A 21,837-nucleotide genomic window follows, 5' to 3' on the forward strand; every position below is an offset into this window, starting at 1 on the left:
GGCCGATCCATGTATCTCGGCGCCCAGCTGTTCACCGATGACGAGTACCGCCACCGGCTGCGCCGCGTGCGGGAGTTGATGGATCACCAAGGGCTGTCGGCGATCATCGTGACGGATCCGGCAAACATCTTCTACCTCATCGGATACAACGCCTGGTCGTTCTACACACCGCAGATGCTGTTCGTGCCGATCGACTCGGACATGGTGTTCTTCACCCGTGAGATGGATGCGCATGGCGCGCATCGCACCTCACGGCTCCCGGCCGACCAGATCGTGGGATACCCGGAGAGCTACGTGCACCGCCCGCAGATTCATCCGTTCGATTGGGTGGCGTGGGCCCTGCGCCAGCGTCATCTGGTCGCGCCTGCCTCTCGTGGCGGCTCGGTCGGCCTGGAGATGGATTCACATTTCTTCACTCCCAAGGCATATCGCGCCCTGGTCAACGCCATTCCGGAGTGGAAGCTCGTCGACAACTTCGAGTTGGTCAACTGGGTCCGGTCGGTGAAATCCGATGCCGAGGTTCAACTGATGCGGCAGGCTGGGATGGTGTGCACCGAGGCGATGCGCGCGGCCATCGAGACCGTGGATGTGGGTGTGCGGCAATGTGATGCCGCAGCGGCGATCTCGCAGGCGCAGATCACCGGCACCGATCAGTTCGGCGGCGACTATCCGGCGATCGTCCCGCTGCTGCCGACCGGGGCCGCGGCCGACACACCACATCTCACCTGGCATCAGGGCACGTTCACCACTGACGAGGCGGTGACGATCGAGTTGACCGGCGCCCACAACAGGTACCACTGCCCGCTGGCCCGAACCGTGTCACTGGGCGCCGTGTCCACCGAGCTGGACCATGTGGCCGGCGCGAGCTGTGAAGGTCTCGACAATGTGCTCAGCGCGATCCGCCCCGGCGTCTCGACCGGTGAACTCGCGTCGATATGGAATCTGACGCTTGCGAAGTACGGACTCGAGAAGCCTTCTCGGCTCGGCTATTCGATCGGCATCGGGTACCCACCCGACTGGGGTGAGCGCACCATCAGCATCCGCGCCGAGGACGAGACCGTACTGGAGCCCAACATGTGTTTTCACATCATCTGTGGAATGTGGATGGACGACTACGGTTTCGAGGTGTCGGAATCGGTGCGGGTGAGTCCGTCCGGCGTGGAGACGTTCACATCGTTCCCGCGTGAACTGATCCGAAAGTGAGGCGAGCGACATGACGCGTACCACAACACCATCGGTGCACGAGGTGAGCCCGGTGATTCCGCTGGCCTCACGCACCACCGACCTGGTGGGTTCGATGATCGACTCGTCGACCTCACTTCTGGCCGCGCAATCGCACGACATCGTGCGCTTTGCCATGGGCTCGCCCGCCGACGAGGCGGTTCCGGTGGCCGAGTTCCGTCGTATCGCCGGTGAGGTGCTGGACAATTCGTCGTTCACCTATGGCGCCACCGAGGGTGAGCCGAGACTGTTGGAGCTTCTCGTCGAGCAGCTGGCCACCACGCCGGATCCGTCTGCTCTGGAACGACTCGTCATCACCACCGGCGGCATGCAGGGACTCGACCTGGCGGGCAAGCTCTTCATCGATCCCGGTGATCTGGTGGTCACCGAATCGCCGACGTACACCAACGGCAGCGCCACCGCCCTGTCCTACGGTGCCGAACTCCTTGAGATCCCGGTCGACGAGGAGGGGATGCAGGTCGACACCCTCGAAGAAGCGGTACGCCGAGCCGGTCGGACGCCGAAAGCGATCTACACCATCCCGACCTTCCAGAACCCCTCGGGCGTCACCCTTTCCGAGGATCGGCGACGTGAATTGCTGCGGCTCGCCCACCGGTGGGGTGCGGTGATCATCGACGACGACCCCTACGGACTCCTGCGTTTCGCCGGACGTGAGGTGCCGACCTTCCAGACGCTCAGCCGTCACGATCCACTGGTGTTCTCGGTGCGCACTTTCTCCAAGATCCTCGCGCCGGGCTGGCGTGTGGGATGGGTGGATGCCGATCCGTCGCTACGGCAGCTGCTGATCAACGGCAAACAGGCGATGGACACCTGCACCAATGTGCCCAACCAACATGTTCTCGCCGAGTACATTTCGCGCGGCGGGCTCGACGATCACCTCGCCCGGTTACGAGTGCTCTACCGCGAACGCAAGAACGCGATGGTCGATGCGCTCACGCGCCACCTCGGCGACGCGGTGTCGGCGACCGACCCTGAAGGCGGGTTCTTCCTGTGGGTGACGCTGCGCAACGAGTTCGGTGGTGTCGACACGCGTGAACTCTTCGAGGTCGCCCTCGCCGACGGTGTCGCCTTCATCCCCGGGCCGGCCCTGTCACCGTCGGGCGGGTTCACCGACGCCATGCGACTGTGCTTCGCCTCCAGCACGCCCGAACGTATCGACGAAGGCGTGCGCCGCCTGGCGAGAAGTCTCGAGAAGATGGTCGCCGGGCGCGGATAGGTGCGAGGGGCCGCGGGCCGCGCAACACCGCGAGCGCGCAGCACTCGACGGTCCGCGAGACCGACGATCAACGCAGGGTCCTATGCGTCGCCGTTCTTCCACTCGTTCCACGGGATGTTCCAGTCACCGAGTCCGTCGGTACCGGGTAGCGGCGGGCCGACGGTGTTCCGGACGATGACCACATCGCCGCGCAACGAGTTGTCCAGGAACCATTTGGCATCCGCGGGGCTGACGTTGAGGCACCCGTTGCTGACGTCGGTGTTGCCCTGCTCGGACAGTGACCACGGCGCCGCGTGCACGTAGATCCCGCTGTAGGAGATGCGCGTGGCGTCGTACACCACTTCGCGGTACCCGCCGGGCGAGTTCACCGGGACCCCGTAGGTCGAGGAATCCATGATCACGCTGGGATCGCGCTCGGCGACGATGTAGGTCCCGTTGTTGGTCGGCGACGAATCCTTGCCCATCGAGGTCGGCATCGTCTTCACCGTCTTGCCGTCGACCACCACGGTGATCATCTTGGTGTTGTCGTCGGCGTAGGAGATCATCGAGCGCCCGATGGTGAAGTCGGCCTTGGCGGTGTTGTCACCGTAGGTGCCGTCGCCGAGGTCCACACCCTTGGTGTTGACATTCACATGCACCTTGGTGCCGGGAGCCCAGAAGTTCTGTGGGCGCCAGCGCACCTCGGTGTCGGAGATCCAGTAGAACGCACCGTCCACATGCGGACTCGTGGTGACGGTGATCGCGTCCTGGGCGGCCTTCTTGTCGGAGATGGGTTCGTCGAACTGCACCGCGACGGGCTGGCCGATCCCCACCGTCTCCCCGTCGTTGGGCAGGAGGTAGGCGTCGGTGAGCTCGGACGGCGAGGTGGTGGTGAAACTCAGCTGACGCCCGCTGACGCCATCGATCCCCGACGCATCGGCGACGAGGGTGTAGGTCTGGCCGAATCCGAAGGTGTCAGTCGACGTCCACGTCGTCTTGTCGGCCGACAGGTTGCCCCCCACCGCGCTGCCGTCGTCGGCGGTGAGCTTCACGTCGGTGAGAGTGCCGTTGGAGGCCTTCACCACGATCGGCACGCTGGGAGCCACCCCCTGCGAGCGGTTGACCACCGGCTTCCCGCCGGCGCCGGTGACCGTGACCGCCGGCCGCAGCAGGTCGTCGAAGTTGCCTGCCGCAACCACCTTGTCGCTGTATTTCGGCGGTGTCTGCGACGAACACCCCGACACCACGAGAGCCACTACCGCCGCCGCGATCGTCCCGACGACCAGCGGTCGACGCATCCTCTCCGTCAACCCGTTTCCCCGCATCTCACCCCACCGAAAATTCCATGAAAACGCCCGACCGCACGCGCTGCGGCCGGGCACCAGAACAGCTGTGTCGAGTCTACGAGACGAACCGCCCAATCCACGCATACGACAATCGCCGCAGTGATGAATCGTTATCTGAACGGGCCGCCAGCACATCCGATCGGCGTCGGCAACCGGTCGATTTCCGTTTCCGGGCCCGGTGCCGGTACGGTGTCTCATCGCAGCGAGCGAGTCGATCGTCGGCTTTCGTCAGCGCCGACTCCCTGCCTGCGCCATTAGCTCAATTGGCAGAGCAGCTGACTCTTAATCAGCGGGTTCGGGGTTCGAGTCCCTGATGGCGCACCATCATCATCGTCGTCGGCGCGGATCCGACTCCTCAGCTCACGATCTTCTTGATCACCAGTGCCGCGACGAGGACCCCCACACCGATCAGCGGGTATTTCACCGTGGGCTGGTTGAGGAACGTCATCACAGTGGTCTTCGCATCCTCGGCCAGGCGCTGCGGATTCGCACGATCTGCCAGGGTGTCGAGAGTCGTGGCGAGCTCCTCACGGGCCCGTTCGATCTCACGCTCGATGTCGTCGGTGTCGCGTGCCACGTGGGTCCTTCCGGTACAGACGGTTCAGCGGCCCCGGTCGAGTGCCGCAGACATACGGTAATGCAGGCGCTCCCCCATCATGTCGCACCGGCGTCGCGGACATGCGGACCGGCGCAGGCGTGCCGAGCGGCTAGCCTCATAGCTCATGAGCACCGGACGACTCGCGGTCGGCGACCGCGCACCCGCGTTCACCCTTCCCGACGCCGACGGCACGGAGGTGTCGTTGTCGGATTACGCCGGCAAGAAGGTGATCGTCTACTTCTACCCTGCCGCCGCCACCCCCGGCTGCACGAAGCAGGCCTGCGATTTTCGCGACAGTCTCACCGAACTCAACGGTGAGGGTGTGGACGTGATCGGCATCTCGCCCGACAAGCCGGAGAAGCTCGCCCGGTTCCGCGACGCCGAGCAGCTCAACTTCCCGCTGCTGTCGGACCCGGACAAGAAGGTTCTCACCGAATGGGGGGCCTTCGGTGAGAAGAAGATGTACGGCAAGACCGTCACCGGGGTGATCCGATCGACATTCCTCGTCGGCACCGACGGCACCATCGAAGCCGCGCAGTACAACGTCCGTGCCACCGGCCACGTGGCCAAACTTCGGCGTGACCTCTCGCTCTGACCGCACCGCGGTCGCTCCGCTGCTCCCGCGCACACGGCCGTCCCAGGAGCGCTCGAGACGCAGCTTCGACGCCATGCTCACTTCAGCACGCGAGTTGCTCATCGAGGTCGGGATCGAATCGCTGACCTGCGAGGAGATCGCGGCCCGCGCCGAGGTCCCGATCGGCACGCTGTATCGGTACTTCGCCAACAAGTACGTGATCGTCTGCGAACTCGACCGCGCCGACGCGGCAGCCGTCGCCGAGGCGCTGACGGCCTTCGCCACCGAGATCCCGTCCCTGCGCTGGCCCGAGCTGCTCGAGCGGTTCATCGACCACCTCGCAGAGCTCTGGCATGACGACCCGTCGCGACGTGCGGTGTGGCTGGCCGTGCAGTCCACACCGGCCACACGCGCCACCGCGGCGATCGTCGAGCGGGGACTCGCCGAGCAGGTGAGCCGCCTGCTCGCACCGCTGATCCCCCGACAGCAGCGCAGACGTGCGCTGATGTCGGAGTTGTTGGTACACACCGCGTATTCGCTCCTCAGCTTCTCCGTACAGGACGGACAGGACCACGGGCGAACGGTGGCCGAACTCAAACGAATGCTCGGCGCCTACCTCCGGCTCGAGGTCGGCGACGATGTCGAGACGTTCAGCTCGGTACGGCCCTGATCGACGGCCTGCGGCGCACTGCCGCACCCTTCGGCCTCGATCGCACCACGCTCGAGCCGTTCCATCACCGCCACCGCGGCGGCGGTGTCGCCGTCGTGGGTGAGCGAGATGTGGAAATGCACGTCATGCAGATGCGTGGCCATCTCACCGCGCACGCGGATGGCGGGACGTCCCCAGATGTCGGTGACGACCTCGATGTCGCGGGGCGACACCCGATCCATCGTCGGGGTCCGCGCGAACCGACTCACCGACCACGCCTTGATCACCGCCTCCTTCGCCGCCCATCGCGCGGCGAGTCCCCGCGGGCCGTCGGCATCGCGGCGCTCACCAGCAGTGAAGTTGTCGGCGAAAGCCGTTCCCGCACGGTCGAACTGATCGGCGAACTCCCCCACCGCCACGATGTCGATACCCACCCCGAGCACCCCGCTCATCGCAGCGACTCCGCACCGTGGTGCTCGGTCACCTGCGCGTCGAGCAGGTAGTTCCCGTCACCGGCCAGCCGCGCCGACGGGTCGAGGAGCAACGCGGCCTCGAGATCGGACTCGTGCTCGTCGGTGCCGAAGCGGCGCCCGCTGCTGCGTCGGTACCCGGGCGCTCCACCGCACATCATCTCCAACAGCGACTGGACTCCGGCGCGCTCACGTTCCCGCGCTCGTGCGAGGTAGTCCGCACGCACCTCGGGAGCCAGACAGGCCAGGAAGGCTTCCGGATGTGCGAGTGCGATCAGCCCGGAGACATGGCCGAAGCCCAGGCTGGTGACCAGCGCTGCACGCAGCGGCAGCTGCGCACCCATCTGCAATGTCCGCGTGGGCCACACCAGGTGGCGATGCTCGGCCAGCGCATCGTCGACACAGTCGAGGCTCCGGTTGCCGGGTATGACGCCGCTGCGCATCGCCTGACACGCACCGATCACGGAGAAGGCCGCCGCCCCGCCCTTGGCGTGACCGGTGAGCGACTTCTGCGACACCACGAACATCGGAGCACCATCGCTGCGTCCGAGCGCCTCGGCAAGGCGTTCGTGCAGCACCGACTCGTTGGGATCGTTGGCGCGCGTGGACGTGTCGTGTTTGGACACGAACGCGATGTCATCGGCACCGAGTCCCAGCTGTCGAAGCGAGCGGGCCAGTCCCGACTCCCGCGAGCCACGCGCGGCACCCAGCGCACCGAGTCCCGGCGCCGGGATCGACGTGTGCATCCCGTCGCCGAAGCTCTGCGCCCACGCGACGACACCGAGTACCGGCAGCCCCATCGCAACGGCGACATCCCCACGAGCGAGGAGAATCGTTCCGCCGCCCTGGGATTCGACGAAGCCCGAACGCCGGCGATCGTTGGCGCGGGAGAACCGTCGATCCGAGATGCCCTTGGCCGTCATCGCCGCGGACTCCGCGGTGGCCGACATGTCGCCGAATCCGACCACACCCTCGATGCCGAGATCGTCGAACCCGCCGGCCACCACGAATTCGGCTTTACCCAGGCGGATCTTGTCCACACCCTCTTCCACCGATACCGCTGCGGTGGCACATGCAGCCACCGGGTGGATCATCGCACCGTAGCTCCCGATGTAGGACTGCACGACGTGTGCGGCGACCACGTTCGGGAGAGCCTCCTGCAGAATGTCGTTCGCCTTGGCCTCACCGAGCAGTGTGTCGATGTAGAGCGACCTCATCGAGGTCATGCCCCCCATCCCGGTGCCCTGGGTGTTGGCGACCAGTCCCGGATGCACCCAGCGCATCAGTTCGGCCGGCGAGAAGCCCGAGGAGAGGAATGCATCGACCGTTGCGACGAGATTCCACAACGCAACTCGGTCGATCGAGGCAGCCATATCCGCGGTGACACCCCAGCGCGTGGGGTCGAAACCGGTCGGGATCTGGCCACCGACGGTGCGGCTGAGCTCGAACCGCCGTGGCACTCGGATCTCGGTTCCGGCCGCCCTGGTGACCGACCAGTCGCCAGTCTCCGGGTCGCGGCTGATCGTGGTGGTCTCCGGCGCCGCTGCCAGGAACGCACGCGCCTGATCCTCGCCGCCCACGCCGAAGGTGAGGTCGGCGTCGAGGAAGACCGAGGCCATGAGCGGTGCGGAATTCTCCTGCATCGCACCGTCATCGGCGTACCGACGGATGCCGCACCGCTGCATCACCGTCTCGCGGTAGGTCCCCGCGATGTCGGCCTCGTCGACCGGCTCACCGCTGCCCGCGTCATACCACCCCGGCGCCGGGGTCTGCTGCCAGGCGATCAGTCCGGTCGCCCAGGCCAATTCGGCGACACCGGCCGCCGACAGTTCGTCGGAGACCTCCACCTCGAATCGGGTGCGGCAGCTGCCATAGGGTCCGAGCTCACCTGCTCCCACGATGACGACGAGATCCTCCGGGTTCGCTGACACCGACGGCCACTGCGGATGCGTCACCTCCGGCACCCGGGCGGGTGCGGGAAGCGCCGTGATACGGCGGCCGTCGACGTCATCCGCCGCGGTCGCATCCTCAGAGCCCTCGGCCACATCGTCGCGAACCTGGGCCGCGATGGCAGTCAGATCGATGGTTTCCGCGTCGAGCCCGGCGGTGAGATCGGCCAGCACCGGGTGCTCACGTGCCTGCCTGCGACGATCCGGGGTGGCCAGTGCGAGAAGTTCACCGGCCATCTCCGCGGTGCTCCAGGTGCGGACCCCCGCAGCCTCCACCGCGGTGACCATCGGGTCGTTATGACCCATCAATCCGGTGCCGCGCACCCAACCGATGAGTGCATGGGCGAGGGTGACCTGCTGATTCCACGACGACTCGGCCTTCCAGCGGGAGACCAGCGCGTCCAGGCCCGCCTTGGCCTCACCGTAGGCACCGTCGCCGCCGAACATGCCGCGGTTGGGCGAACCGGGCAGGATCACATGCAGTCGGGCGTCGATGTCGTGGTCGGCGCCGAGCGCGCCGAGCCCCGTGATGAGTCGTTCCACCGACCACAGCAGGATACGCATCTGCGTCTCGGTACGCGGACCGGATTCCGTTGCGTCACCGAACACTCGGGGTGCGGCGAACGGGAAGGCCAGCGTGGGCCGCAGAGCCGGTTTGGTCACCGTGGCGACGCCTCCGGCGTTCTCGGTCTGTTCCGACCCGATCCAGTCGATCAACGCGTCGATATCGGCGAAGGACGCCATATTCGCGGGCAGTACCCACAGCGCCGCCCCGGGACGCGCATGCCGGCGGTAGAGATCCCGGAAGAACTGCAGACGGATGTCGTCGAGTGACGAGGTGGTCGCGATCACCTGCGCACCGCCGGCCAGCAGCTGCCCGACCACCGCGGCAGCGATCGAGCCGCGCGCCGCACCGGTCACCACCGCGACCTCGCCGTGCCAGCTCCCCGGCTCGGGATCCTGCGCGGCGTGGGCGATGGCACCGAACGCTCGTGCGTGGACCAGCCTGCCCGAGGACAGTGCACGCCCCTGCCACCACGTCGCCTGGTCGGCGAGGGCCTGGCCGCATCCACTGAAACCTGTTGTCAGCTCGTCGAAGTCATTCTCCACACCGCAGTCATCGATCAGCCACAGCGCGGCGAGGTCTTCACGCGCACTGGCCCATCGGTCGTCGATGAGCACCGCGCGTCGGGCATCGAAAGCGCCGGCGACGACCCGACGCCATTCCGAGCCGAGTTCGGTGTCGAGCAGTGAGATCAGTTCGGTGTCAAGGGCATCCTCCCGCTCCGGCGCAGCCGGCGCGGTGTCGAGGCCCAGACTCGCCAGCATCGCTCGGGCCGACGTCGCCAGGACGCCGTTGCGACCGGTGATCGCCTCTGCGAGGTCGGCGACGACACCGGCATCGACGACCGCATCCGACGACGACGCGGCGGCCGGCTTGGACACCGGGATCCCCACCGCTGCGCCGACTGACGCCACCGCACGATCGATCAGGGCCTCGAGCCCCGAGACATCGTTGATCGGACCGTCGAGCAGATTCGCCAGCTCACCGCCGCGCACGCTCACGCCGTCGCGGGTGCCCAGTGCGATCGCCACCGTGGTGTGCAGCGCCCATCCCGGCCCGAGCTCCCACACGTTCGACACCCGCTCGGCGATGTAGGTGGCGCGTTTACCGGCCGGACCCACGACCTTGCGCAGCTGGTCGTCGACGGATTCCCGCAACACCGGACCGAGCGGGCGGTAGCCATGAGCGAGCGCTTCGACCGTGGCGGCCAGCGACGGGATGTCGGCCTCGGCCGCCCCGTCGATCGCCCCGAGCCCCAGCTCGGTTCCCAGATCCATCAGCAGCTGGTTGCGGCGTGAGGACACACCGTCGCACAGCGCCTCGATGGTGTCGGCGGCACCGATCTGGTCGGTGCGGATCTTCGACCACCAGGCGACCAGCGTGCGCGCACCATCGCCCGCGCCGAACGACAGGTCGGCCGGTCGGGGACCGCCCGCTGCCGTCGGTGCCGGCGATGTCGCGGCGGGAGCGGGTACCGCTTCGTCCGCGGTGGTCGCCGGCGACTCGTCGGCTGCGGCTGGCGCGTCGCCGATCTCGTCGTCGGGAACTCCCGCGTCACGGCCGAAGACGAGATCGGCGTCGCGCTCGAGATTCACCACGCTCACCGATGCCTCCGGCATCAGCCGCACGGTGTTGGTCGCCAACCCGGCCAGGGTCGGCGCCGAGGCGACGCCCACCTCGACGAACCTCTCCACGCCAAGCCCGCCGCGTTCGAGCGGGGTGAACATCAGATCCTGCGTCTCGATCCACCGCACCGGACTCGCGAACTGCCATGCCAGCAATTCGATCAGCACTACGCGGGCGAGTTCGCCAGGTCGCCGCGACCAGTTCTCCCAGTCCGCGAGCACCTCCTCGATCGGTTCGGAGGGGACGAGTTCGCCGATCTCGCAGACGAAGTCACGCTCGAGTGAGAACGTCTTCGCGACGAGGTTGGGGATGTACCTGCCGACGAGCACCGCCGGATCGATGTTGTCGGGCAGCAACGACCGCAGATGCTCGCGGAATGCCGGCACGCCCTCGCGCAGCACCGAGGAGTGGAACGGGACGTCGATGCCGGGCACCAGGATGAACGCCCGCCTGCCGCCGAACTCCGCACGGCGACGGTCGATCTCAGCTTCGAGCACTTCCAGACCACGAATGGTCCCGGCGATCGCATACTGCGAACCGCGCAGGTTCAGGTTCACCACTTCGAGGAATTCACCACAGCGCTCGCCGACCTGCGTGACGAATGCGACGACCTCGTCGTCGTCGAGTCCGAACTGGCTGGGCCGAATCGCGGCCATCCGATAGTTGCTGCGTCCCTGCGCATCACGCGGAACCAGGTGGTGCATGGCCGACCCACGGTGGAACACCACCTCCAGCACCGACTCCAACGGGAGCACACCGGCACAGGCTGCCAGCGCGTTGTACTCACCCACCGAATGTCCACACGTCAGCGCACCCTCCACGAAGCAGCCCGCCTCGTTGAGTTCGGCGATCTGCGCAACGCCCAGCATCGCCATGGCCACCTGGGTGAACTGGGTGAGGAACAGGACACCGTCGGGATGGGTGTAGACCACCCCGTCGGCGACCAGTCGCGTCGGGTTGTCGCGCACGATGGCCATGATCGAGAAGCCAAGGGCTGCCCTGGTGTGCGCGTCGGCGCGTTCCCAGACCTCTCGGGCCGCCGCGGATCGCGAACATGCCGCCAAACCCATTCCGGCACTCTGGATTCCCTGTCCCGGGAAGGCGTACACGGTCCGCGGCGCCACGAGCCGCGCGGTGGCGACCATCACCAGGACTCCGTCGACGGTCGCGGTGACCTCGACGATCTCGGCGCCCGCGTCGACGCCCACACGGTCGGCGCGGATGGTGACGGTGTCGCCGGTGCGGACCATGCCGAGGAACCTCGCCGTCCAGCCGGTCATCCGCCGCCCGCCGGCCGCTCCGTCAGCCGATGCCGCGGTGACCGCCTGCTGGGCGCAGGCCGACAGCCACATGCCGTGCACAATCGGTTCGCCGAGCCCGGCGAGGCGGGCAGCGTTGGCGTTGGTGTGGATCGGGTTGTGGTCGCCGGAGACCGCTGCGAATCCGCGCATGTCCAGCGGCGCGGACACCGCACAGGACAGCAGCTTCTTGCGGGTCGACTCGCGCTCGGCGACAACCGATCCCCCGGCCCGCAGCGGATCGGCGGGATCGGCGGATCCGAGTCGGCCACGTACCGCGAAGCGTTCGGTGAATTCCACGAGTGCTGACGGGACGGCCTCACCGTCCGACGAGACGTGGTCGATGGACACCGAGACGGTGACCACCCGTCCCACCGTGGTGTCCTCGACGCCGATGAGTCGGGCGGTCACGTCGAGGTCACAGGCGTTGCGCGGCAGAGCCGATCGCACCGCGATGGCGTGATCGAGATGGACGAGGTCGAGCAGTCCCTCACACACCGGGATGCCGTCGATCTCCGCGACGCCCAGTACACCGAACACGGCCGGCCACGCCAGTCCGACGAGCGTGTCGGGGATCGCGATCCCGTCGTCGAGTGCGTCGGTGCGGCGCTGCGCGAACCGGCCGCCGGGGGTCATCGAATCCGGCAGCGTCGAGCCGGTGGCCAGGGTGTGGTCGATGGCGGTGTCGGGCTCCCACCGCACGCGGTCGGTGGCCACGCCGTCGGGTGACACCGTGGCCAGTGTCCCGCCCGCAGCGGCAGTCAGCAGCGCGGTCATCGCCGCGGTCGCCGATTCCTGTGTGACACGCGGACATCCGCCGTCGGCCATGGAGGCATCCAGTGCGATGTCGATGTCGATGTGCGGCGTGTCGATGTCGGCACGTGGCGTGGCGATGGGCACGCTCAGCCGCACACCACCGTCGATGGGAGTGAGCACGGCCCCGGTCGGCGGATGCACCGATCCGCCGTGATCGTCGCAGTTCCACTCGTGGTTCGGGCCGAGTCGCCGCGCGGGATTGGCCACGGTGCGTCCGGCCCACCAGACGTGACTGCTCGCCAGCAGCGCCACCGACGGGCCGGTCAGCCCGCGGGTGCCCACCCGCCGGCTGTCGGCAGGCTCTGCCGGGCCCGTCAGCAGCCCCGCGGTATAGGCCTCGAATCTGTCCAGCAGGTCACCGACCGGCTCATCGACGCGGGTGATACCCGCGACCGCAACCGGACCGGGAATGACGGCCACCTCGTCGGCACCGTAGCGCGCGTCGTGGGCCTGCCACAGCGAATCGCTGCGCCACCAGCGCCGCACATCCGCGTCGATGGTCGGCACGAAGTTCACCGGCTTACCCGGTGTCCGGCACAACCCGAGGAAGAAGGCGACGTCGGCCGGGTGGAGCACATCGACGTCAGCCGCCGGATAGCTCTCACGAAGCCGTGCCACGGCACGGTAGGGATCCTCGGTCGAGGACATGTCGGGGAACTGCGTGTCGATCTCGCCGCCGTCGGCCGGGTGCAGGCGCGCCTCGGCGCGGTGGAGCATCTCGAGGTAGCGCCGCTGCCAGGAGATGTCGGCCCACCCGCCGGATTGGCCCACCGCCAGGTCGGCATAGCGGGTCAGCCACTGCGTGTAGGTCATCGTGGCGGCGTCGCCGAAGTACGGCTTGGCGGTCGAGGCCAGCGCCTCGACGATCTCCTCGCGTCGTTGCGCGATGGCCTCGGCGTCACCGGCGACCTCGTCGAGGAGACGCCCGCATGCCGAGGCCGCATTGTCGACCTCGTGGATGTCGGCACCGAGCTGGCTTCGTCCCGATGCCATTCCAGCCGCCGCGGTTCCCGCGCCGATCCAGTCGTCACAGCCGGGGGTCTGCACCAGGAGTTCTTTGACCTGCGGGCTGGTGGTGGCTTCCCGACATGCCATCGCCGCGGTGCCCACGAGGATGCCGTCGACCGGCATGTCGGGGTAGCCGTGATCGCGCGCCCAGGTGCCGGTGAGATAGCGGGCGGCCACCTCCGGTGTGCCGATGCCGCCCCCGACGCACAGCACGACATTCGGACGTGACCGCAATTCGCCGTAGGTGGCGATCAGCAGGTCGTCGAGGTCTTCCCACGAGTGATGGCCACCCGCACGACCACCTTCGATCTGCACGATCACCTTGTGCGGGGTCACCTCGGCGGCAATCCGCACAACCGCGCGGATCTGCTCGACGGTTCCGGGCTTGAACGCCACGAATTCGATTCCGGCATCGGCGAGTTCGGAGACCAGATCCACCGCGTCATCGAGCTCGGGCACACCCGCCGAGACCACGACCCCGTCGATGGGTGCGCCCGCCGCGCGTGCCTTGGGCACGAGGCGCTGCGCACCGAGCTGCAGCCGCCACAGGTAGGGATCGAGGAACAACGCGTTGAACTCCGCCTGCCGACCGTCGTCGAGCAGCTCCTCCAGCCGGGCGAGGTTCTCGGCGAAGACCTCTTCGGTGACCTGCCCACCGCCGGCCAGTTCGGCCCAGTGACCGGCGTTGGCGGCGGCGGCCACGATCGCCGGATCCACCGTCGTCGGCGTCATCCCGGCCAGGAGAATCGGCGAGCGACCGGTCAGACGTGTGAAGGCAGTCTCGACCACCCGTCGTCCGTCGGGCAGCTCGACCAGCCGCGGAGCCCAGTGACTCCACGCCTGCGCGACCTCGGGAACACCACCGGGGGTGAACAGGTTCCGCTGTCCCGACCGGGTCGCAGCGGCGATCACACCGATGCCACGGCCACGCACGACAGATGCCGACAGCCGCGCCGCGTCGTCAGCGGGCCCGAGGTCGACTATCCAGCGCACGTCCTCGTCGAGCTCATCCATCTGCGCGACCCAATCGACCGGGTCACGCAACACCGCGGCCGCCAGCTCCGCACTGTGGGAGACGTCCAGACCGCACCGCCCGGCGAGGTCGGCGACCATCTCGACGGCCGGCGCCAGCGCGGGATGATGGAAGGCGATGGACGCGTCCACCTCGTCGAACGTTGGCGAGAAGGGCTGTCCGCCGACCACTTTGCGCGTGCGCAGGTCGACTTCGGACGCCTCGACGTCGGTGCAGCGGCGGCGGATCTCCCGCAGGTCCGCTGGGTTCCCGGAGAGCACCACCGATTGTCTGCCGTTGCGCAGAGCCCGCACCGGGGCACCGACATCGGCACCGCGCTCGGCGACGAACTCCGCGAGGATCGCATCCACGCGCGCGGGATCACATCCCGCGACCACCATCATGGGCCGTCCCGCACCGGTGGTCACCAGCCCGACACGGTGGGCGATGAGCGCACCGCATGCGCCGATCAGTTGCGCCAGCGCCAGCTGCCTTGCGGCCGTCTCCACCATGTCTGCGTCGGTGGCGAACAGCTCGGCGGCCAACACGCCCTGCGAATGGCCGGATACAGATCTCGGGGGCAGGACGCGGCCGTCGAGCCCTTCCTGTCGCAGCAACAGGATCGAGGCGATCTGCGCGACCAGGATGCCCGGCACCGATCGTGCCGCATCGGTGAACGAGGCCTGACCGTCCGCGTCGTCGGCGGCCGCGCACGCACCCAGCGGATCGAATTCAGCGCCGGCCACCAGGGCCAGCTCACCGGCCACCGGTGCGAGGATCTGTGCGGCGCGATCGACGATCGCCCCCACCTGCACGCTCAGCCCACCGAGTTCGATCGCGGCGGTCAGGGAGCGAACCCAGTCCGCTCCCTGACCGCCGCATACCACCGCGTACCGGTCTCCGGCACGGATCGCGTCGAGCACCGTCGGTGACTCGGCACGGTCGCTGGTCGTGAGATCCGGCGCCGACGTCTCGACATCAGCACCCGGGGTGCCCATGTTGTGGGGGTCGACATCGTCACGCGCGGATTGATTCACTGACACAGCTGTGGACTCCTCGGATAGCGGACTTCTGGTCACGTACTCATCTGCGCGACAGCAGGATTGACGTCATTCGCGATGGGTGGATCTGCTCGCACAGCGGGTGCGGACGCTCGCAAACCGACGACGGGACGGCGGTCGTGATCTCTCACCGGTGTCGTCATCGGACCGGCGGCTGCGCGATGGCATTCATGGTGGCACACGAAAACGAGGTTTTCCTCATGTTTCCAAGTGACCCTGCGGTATACCCATCGGTAACCGCCTGCCCGCCTTCACATCTCGACGACACCTCCGCCGATTTGCCCTGGTTACGGCACCGTAGGTTGCGACCGCGCCAACCGGTGTTGCGTTATGCAATCGTTACTGAATTCGGTGTGGTCACCGGTCTCGTGGGGGTGTTCTTTCTCGCCGCCGGCCACCGCTCTTGGCGGCTACTGGGCTGTCGGCTCACTCGCGGGGTGCCGGACGCTAGGCTTCGGCGGTGTCCAGCGACTGCGTCTTCTGCCAGATCGTCGATGACCGCGCACCGGCGCGCATCGTGTACTCCGATCCGACGGTGATCGGCTTCCTCGACATCCGGCCCGTCCGACCGGGGCACACGCTGATCATCCCCCGCGAGCACCACAGCGGACTCGCCGATGTGCCGCCCCAGACCGGTGCAGCGATGTTCGCCGCCGCCCAGCGGGTCGCCGCGGCCATGCGCTCGTCGGCTCTGGCCGCCGACGGAGTCAATCTCGTGGTCAACGACGGCCGTGCCGCGTTCCAGACGGTGTTCCATTCCCACCTGCACGTGGTGCCGCGACGCACCGGCGACAAGGCGAGTCTCGCCGCCGGCTTCCTGCTCCGCCGCGACCGCGATCCCGACGCCACCGCTGCCGCGCTCCGCGCCGCGCTCGACACGTAGCAGAAGCCTCGCGCATGGCAGAACCACGCAGTGTCGGCGTGTTCGGTTGCGCGGGAAAGGTCGTTGTTACGGTGTGCAGATGACCGACCACTCCGCGCCGCCAGACCGCACCTGCGCGACCGGCACGGAAGCACCACTCGGCCATTCGGGCTCCGACGAGTCAGGCTCCACCGAGTCCAGACCAACCGGGTCCAGCCCCGACGAGTCGGTCGCCGACAAGGGTGGCAAAGTCGTCCGGTGGGCGACCGACAGCTCGGCCTTCGAAGGTCTGGCCCGGAGTGGTCATCTCGTGAGCGGCCTGCTTCATCTGCTCATCGCCTACATCGTCATCCGGCTTGCCTTCGGCGACCCGGGCAACGCCGATCAGTCCGGCGCACTCGGGATCTTCGCCTCGTCCACCGGAGGCCGACTCGCGTTGTGGCTGGCGGTGATCGCATTCGCGGCCATGGCACTGTGGCGCATCGCCGAGGTGGCACTGGGTCCGCACCCCAAAAATCCCGCCCCCGACGACGGCGACGGCTGGCTCGACCGGGCCAAGGCCGGTGCGCTGGCGGTGGTCTACCTCGGATTCGCGTACTCGGCGGCCACATTCGCGCTCGGCGACGGGAAGTCCAGCGGAAGCCAGAATGCCGGTGCGAGTGCACGTCTGATGAGTTCGGCCTTCGGCAAGACGGTGCTGGTGGTAGTCGGGATCGTGATCGTGTGCGTCGGCGCGTATCACATCTATAAGGGGGTCACGCAGTCGTGCATCGACGATCTCATGCTCGAGGAGAACACAATCGGCGAGGACGCCGACAGCTCCGCCGATCAGGCGAGGTCCACCTCGGTCACAACCGTGGGCACAGTCGGGTACAGCGCCAAAGGTGCCGCCCTTGCCGGTGCCGGCATCCTGGTGATCATCGCGGCGATCACCGCCGATCCGGCCAAGGCCACCGGCATCGACGGTGCGGTCAAGACGGTGGCCGGATGGCCGGCCGGACAGGCTCTACTCGTGCTGATGGGGTTGGGTATCGGCGCATACGGCGTGTACGGACTCGTGATGATGCGCTATGCGCGCATGTGACCGCCTCATCTGAACCCGGCACATCTGTTTCTCGTGCGCCCGCTCCTCTACGCCGATCAGTCGTCTCGGAGGGGATCAGTCGTCGTCGGAGCCCAACTCCACCGGAATCCACTGTCCCTCGGTCGCCGAGAGATCAGCGGCCGGACGGCCCTCCGATCCGGGCTCGGCCGCTTCCGGCATCTCCGGCCCGCTGCCCTCGCTCGGCGTGACGCTACTGCCCTCACTCGGCGCGACCCTGTCGAGGGGGTGGACGCCGCACGCGATCAGCGTCGCGATCATCTCCGTGCGCGCACCCGCCTGGTCGATCAGATAGTCGGATTCACGCACCCGCCAGAATCGCCACCCGCAGCGCCGCAGCTCGCATTCGGCAGCGACATCGGCGGAGATCTGAGCCTGTCCGTGAACGTATTCGTCGCCGTCGCAACCGATTCCCATCTGACCGTCGGCGCCGACAACACGCAGATCGATCGTGAGGTTGTCGACGCTAAACTTCGGCTCGACGTGATACCCGGCGTCGATGAGGTCGTTGAAGATTCGCTGTTCGAAGACCGATGCGAAGGGTTCCACCCGTTCGTCGGCAGATACCCGCTGCGCGCGCGTGACGAGCTGGCGCGGCGCCCAGAGCATGTAGGACAGCAGCGAGAACCGCAGATCGTGCGGTTTGAGCTCGTCCGGTGACACCGAGTGGAACAGCCACATCTGGTCCATCGCGCGGGTGGTTGCCACATTGATGCGTCGCTGCGACTCATTTCTGGTCAGTGCCACGGCATCTCGATCGGCGCCGATCACCATCGACAGGAAGACCACGTTGCGCTCATCGCCCTGGAAGTCCAGCGGTGTGCCCACCCGGACGCGATGCTGTTGCCACTGGTCGTCGGTCAGAACCGAGTGCAGCATCCGCTCGATCAGATCCACCTGCCCCTGTCCCTGGAGCACGACCACCCCGACGCTCATCTGGGCGTAGCGCGGGTCGTCGAGGCAGACGCGGAGAGTCTCGACCAGTTGCGTCGCCTCGGCCTCGTTGATCAATGCCGATCCCTCGCCCGTTGCGAGCCCGCCGGGCACGTACACCGTCTTCAGCGGGTCGAGGCGGTCGCCGCCGAACTGACGTACGGGGATCAGCGGCGAGTCGGAATAGAACTGCCCGCTGGCGAATCCGATGATTTCGGGCATGGACCGGAAATGTTCACGCAACCGGACGGTGTGGCCGAAGCGTGTGCGCAGCAACGAGAACAGACTCGACCGCATGGTGAGGTTGTCGCGCAGATACCCCGGCATGTCGGGGAGGTTGGCATCCAGTGATGCGAAGACGTCGTCGAGTCGTGTCGAGCCGGCGGTGACCGGGGCGCATTGACGGTCGTCGCCGAAGACGATGATGCGCGACGCCAGCCACAGCAGAAAGGTCGCCGAGATGTCGGCCTGACTCGCTTCGTCGACTATCACCACGTCAAACGAATTCTGTTGTGGCGGGATGGTTACCAGCACCGACGAGATCGGCATGATCCACGCCGGGACCGCCGTTCGCGCGGTGGCCATCGCCTCACGCGCACCACGCAGGAAGCGTCCGGCGTGTTTGCCCGATCCCTTGCCGGCGTTGATCATGTGATCCCGGTAGGACTGCACGGCCTGCAGCTGGGCCACCGACATGCGGTCCAGGCATTTCTGCCAGGCACTAGTGGTGGCGAGATCGGCGGTGAGCCCGGCGATGTCAGCATCGGCGGAATCGAGCTGCGCCTGCAGGTGCGCACCACGCGTGGGATCGGAGCGGTGCGACGCCCACTGGTGGGCCCGTCGCCACGCCCAGGCGGCCTCGATGTCGGCCACCCGCACATCCCAGCGCACGTCGGCAGGGTCGTCGGCCAGCGCTCGATGCAATGCGGGCGCCGCACTGCGCAAACGCAATTCGAGTAGATCCAGTGCGCCCTGGTTGTCGCGCTCGGTGAGCGCGACATGCCAGTCGCGCCGAGCCTCGCGCAGTGCGGTGGCGTCAGCGGCCCGCAATGCGGTGAGCAGTGCGTCCCCTTCGGGCGACGGGCCGGCATCGATGCGCGGAACCAACTCGGCGATCAGCTCGTCGAGCCGATCACGGGCGAGGACGGCATCGCGTGCCGATGCGACCCGACCGGTCTGCCGGGCGACGTCGGTCAGTTCGGCGACACTTCGCGGTCGGGGGCCACCCGGGGTGATCCGGCTGAGCTCACGGACCAGCTCGTCGCGTCCGTCGACCAGGGTGGCGATCCGCCGCAGCTGCGCGTCGACGCGTATCAGTTCGTCGAGCTGCACGGCTCGAGAACCGTTGGCCTCCAGCGGGATACCCACGTCGGCGAGAACCGACTGAGCGGTCTGGGCCGCTTCGAGGACAGACAGGTGATCGGCGACCGCAAGCAGCGCGGAGGCATTGGTGGGACGCTGACCGTTGACCGTCGCGACCACTCCGGATTCTTCGAGTGCACGCTGTTGTGGTGATCTCCGGAACCGCGAGCGCCATGCGCCGCCGGCTTGCAGGAACTGTGCGGCGCTCAGGAAGAGTTCCGCATCGCCGGTTCCGGCGTTGTGGACCTCCACCGAACGGGTGCCGATCCGACGATCCCGGGTGCGGGCATCCGAGATCAGCTCCGCCAGCGCACCCGTGCGTTCCCACAGGTACCCCGACTCACCGGCGAGCAGACTGTCTGCCAATCGGGTTGCCGCTTCGTCACCGGGCATCTCGGCGAGTATCACGGCCAGTCGGTCGCAGATCTGCTTGAGCGTGAGTAGCCGAGCACTCTCCACGCCCGACAGAATCGACACCAGCGAACCGGCTCCCACCATCGGCTCGGTCGGTGACGCGGCGATCCGTTCACAGATCTCGTCGAGTTCCACCGAGTCGGGTAGCACCTCATCGAGAGCGAAGAGAGACTGCGACAGCCGGTCGGGCGCGCCGGCTCGGCGCTGGCGCAACAGTGTTGTCAGCCGGGCGAACTCCCCCGGATCCAGTGGCGGGGCCGCGGATTCCAGCGGTCCCGGGAGCCAGTCGTAGCTGTGACTGGCCCTGGTGACAGCGCGAGCGATTCCGGCGGCGGTTCCGCTGTAGCCGTCGGCGACTCCCGTGTGCTCGACGGTCTCGGACGCGCGCAGATCGACGATGTCGGCGATCACCCGCCCACGACGCGCGATCGCCTGGTCGCGGCGGTCGCGCAACTCGGCGATCTCGCGCGCGAGCGCATCGGGCTGGTGGGATGCCTTACGCCCCGCGATCTCTGCCACCGAACCGGCGAACGCCGACGAGCCGTGTCGGCCCGGGTCGGTCATGTCGACGACAAGTCCGCGCAGATCGGTGGGCAGCTTGTCGCGCAGGACCTCAAGGGCCTGTGCCTTCTCGCTCACCACCAGCACCCGCTGACCGGTGGCCAGCAGAGCGGTGAGCAGGTTGGCGATGGTGTGCGTCTTGCCGGTGCCCGCAGGCCCTTCGACCACCACACCACTGTCGACGGCGAGGCGCCGGAAGATCTCACGCTGTTCGGCATTGGACTGCAGCGGGAGCAGTGGATCAGCCAGGAACTCCTCGGGCGGCGTGGCGCCGATCGACTCCAGCCGGTACACCCGCTCCGCGGATTCGACCGGTTCCACCAACTGCGCCAGACCCAACGGGACCTCGGAATCGACACCGGCCACCGAATCGCGCATCTGCTCCAGATAGTCGAGCATCCGGCCCTCGTCGCGGCGCCGCAACACCAGCGCCGGGGCGTAGCGGATGGAAGATCGCTCATTGGGATCGTCCCTCGCCCAGGCCTCGACCAGGTCCGCGACGTCCTCGGAGACCACCGATCCCGATGCCGACACCGCAGCCCTCAGCGCGTCGATCCGCTCATCTCCCAGAACCGCCGTCGCGTCACCGACATCACGGGAAGGAGTCTCACGCATCTGCGCCGGACCGGAATCGACTGCCGTGGAACGGTATTCGTGGGTGTGGATGCGCGGTGACACATCAGCGGCAAGGGTCACGGTGATCGCGCCGGGTTCGTCGGTCGACACCAGAACACGCTGGGTCAGTAAGTGTTCGCGTCGCGTCTGGGCGCATGAGCCGGTGTCGACCGAGTCTGCGGCGACCGAGTCGGTGCCACCAGGCACCGCTGCCGTGGATGTGTCGGCGGACATGGGTGTGGTGGTGACCAGCACGGAGGCGACCACCAGCTCCAGCTCCTCGGGCTGTTCAGCGAGCCGTCGCACCATCTCCGTGAGCGCACGGGCCGACGCGGTGAACGGCGCCGTCTTGAGCAGGCGGTCACCGGGGCGCGCCTTCGCCCGATAGCGGACCGGCGCTTGCGGGTCGGTGAGCCACAGCACGGCCAGATGCTCGTCGACGTCGCCTACCGCCTGGGTGCGCGAGTCGGTGACCGCGGCGAGGTGATCAAGAAGCCCCCGCACGCGGCGCCGCCGCACATCCCCCACATCCGACTGACTCATGAACCCCCGTTGACTGCTTCCCCGGGTCGCCGACCA

Annotated in this window: 10 protein-coding genes, 1 tRNA gene and 1 pseudogene; 7 read left to right on the top strand and 5 right to left on the bottom strand. The window is 67.6% G+C overall.

The window, feature by feature from the left end; all coding sequences use genetic code 11:
- The first annotated feature begins 9 nt into the window (after positions 1-9).
- Entirely contained in the window at positions 10-1,203 is a 1,194-nt protein-coding gene (locus tag IEW22_RS09405) for a M24 family metallopeptidase (protein ID WP_188586346.1), read from the top strand.
- A 10-nt stretch (positions 1,204-1,213) separates the two neighbouring features.
- Positions 1,214-2,458 (top strand): aminotransferase-like domain-containing protein, encoded by a 1,245-nt coding sequence (locus IEW22_RS09410; protein WP_188586347.1) that lies wholly within the window; start codon positions 1,214-1,216, stop codon positions 2,456-2,458.
- Between the two features lie 80 nt (positions 2,459-2,538).
- Here the strand turns inward: IEW22_RS09410 and IEW22_RS09415 are convergent, their stop codons facing one another.
- Positions 2,539-3,735 carry a L,D-transpeptidase gene (locus IEW22_RS09415; protein ID WP_229742348.1) on the bottom strand — a complete coding sequence of 399 codons (1,197 nt, stop codon included), beginning with the start codon at positions 3,733-3,735 and terminating at the stop codon, positions 2,539-2,541.
- Positions 3,736-4,031: 296 nt separating this feature from the next.
- On the opposite strand from IEW22_RS09415, the gene IEW22_RS09420 reads away from it, so the two are divergent.
- Positions 4,032-4,107 (top strand) — tRNA-Lys (locus IEW22_RS09420).
- Between the two features lie 31 nt (positions 4,108-4,138).
- Here IEW22_RS09420 and IEW22_RS09425 read toward each other — a convergent pair.
- A complete protein-coding gene (locus IEW22_RS09425; protein WP_188586349.1) occupies positions 4,139-4,360 on the bottom strand; it encodes a DUF3618 domain-containing protein in 222 nt (73 codons plus the stop codon).
- Between the two features lie 145 nt (positions 4,361-4,505).
- Here IEW22_RS09425 and bcp point away from each other — a divergent pair, with 145 nt between their 5' ends.
- Both bcp and IEW22_RS09435 read left to right on the top strand, forming a co-directional pair.
- Positions 4,506-4,976: a thioredoxin-dependent thiol peroxidase gene (gene bcp / locus IEW22_RS09430; protein ID WP_188586350.1), complete on the top strand. Its 471-nt coding sequence runs from the start codon at positions 4,506-4,508 to the stop codon at positions 4,974-4,976.
- Between the two features lie 73 nt (positions 4,977-5,049).
- Positions 5,050-5,625, top strand: coding sequence for a TetR/AcrR family transcriptional regulator (locus IEW22_RS09435; protein WP_188586351.1), 576 nt, complete (start codon positions 5,050-5,052; stop codon positions 5,623-5,625).
- Between the two features lie 59 nt (positions 5,626-5,684).
- Here IEW22_RS09435 and acpS read toward each other — a convergent pair.
- Together acpS and IEW22_RS09445 are read right to left on the bottom strand one after the other, a co-directional pair.
- A pseudogene (gene acpS / locus IEW22_RS09440) lies at positions 5,685-6,056 on the bottom strand (holo-ACP synthase AcpS); the annotation flags it as partial.
- Positions 6,053-15,346 carry a type I polyketide synthase gene (locus IEW22_RS09445; RefSeq protein ID WP_188586378.1) on the bottom strand — a complete coding sequence of 3,098 codons (9,294 nt, stop codon included), beginning with the start codon at positions 15,344-15,346 and terminating at the stop codon, positions 6,053-6,055. The gene IEW22_RS09445 and the pseudogene acpS, both read right to left, overlap by 4 nt.
- Positions 15,347-15,869: 523 nt before the next feature.
- Here IEW22_RS09445 and IEW22_RS09450 point away from each other — a divergent pair.
- On the top strand, positions 15,870-16,292 hold the full coding sequence (locus IEW22_RS09450; protein ID WP_188586353.1) for an HIT family protein: 423 nt from the start codon (positions 15,870-15,872) through the stop codon (positions 16,290-16,292).
- Positions 16,293-16,560: 268 nt separating this feature from the next.
- The gene (locus tag IEW22_RS09455) at positions 16,561-17,355 is read left to right on the top strand and encodes a DUF1206 domain-containing protein (protein WP_229742366.1); all 795 of its coding nucleotides are present in this window, start codon (positions 16,561-16,563) and stop codon (positions 17,353-17,355) included.
- Between the two features lie 75 nt (positions 17,356-17,430).
- Here the strand turns inward: IEW22_RS09455 and IEW22_RS09460 are convergent, their stop codons facing one another.
- The gene (locus tag IEW22_RS09460; protein ID WP_188586355.1) at positions 17,431-21,801 is read right to left on the bottom strand and encodes an AAA domain-containing protein; all 4,371 of its coding nucleotides are present in this window, start codon (positions 21,799-21,801) and stop codon (positions 17,431-17,433) included.
- Between the last annotated feature and the right edge of the window lie 36 nt (positions 21,802-21,837).

This window comes from Gordonia jinhuaensis (assembly GCF_014639795.1).
Lineage (GTDB): Bacteria > Actinomycetota > Actinomycetes > Mycobacteriales > Mycobacteriaceae > Gordonia_B > Gordonia_B jinhuaensis.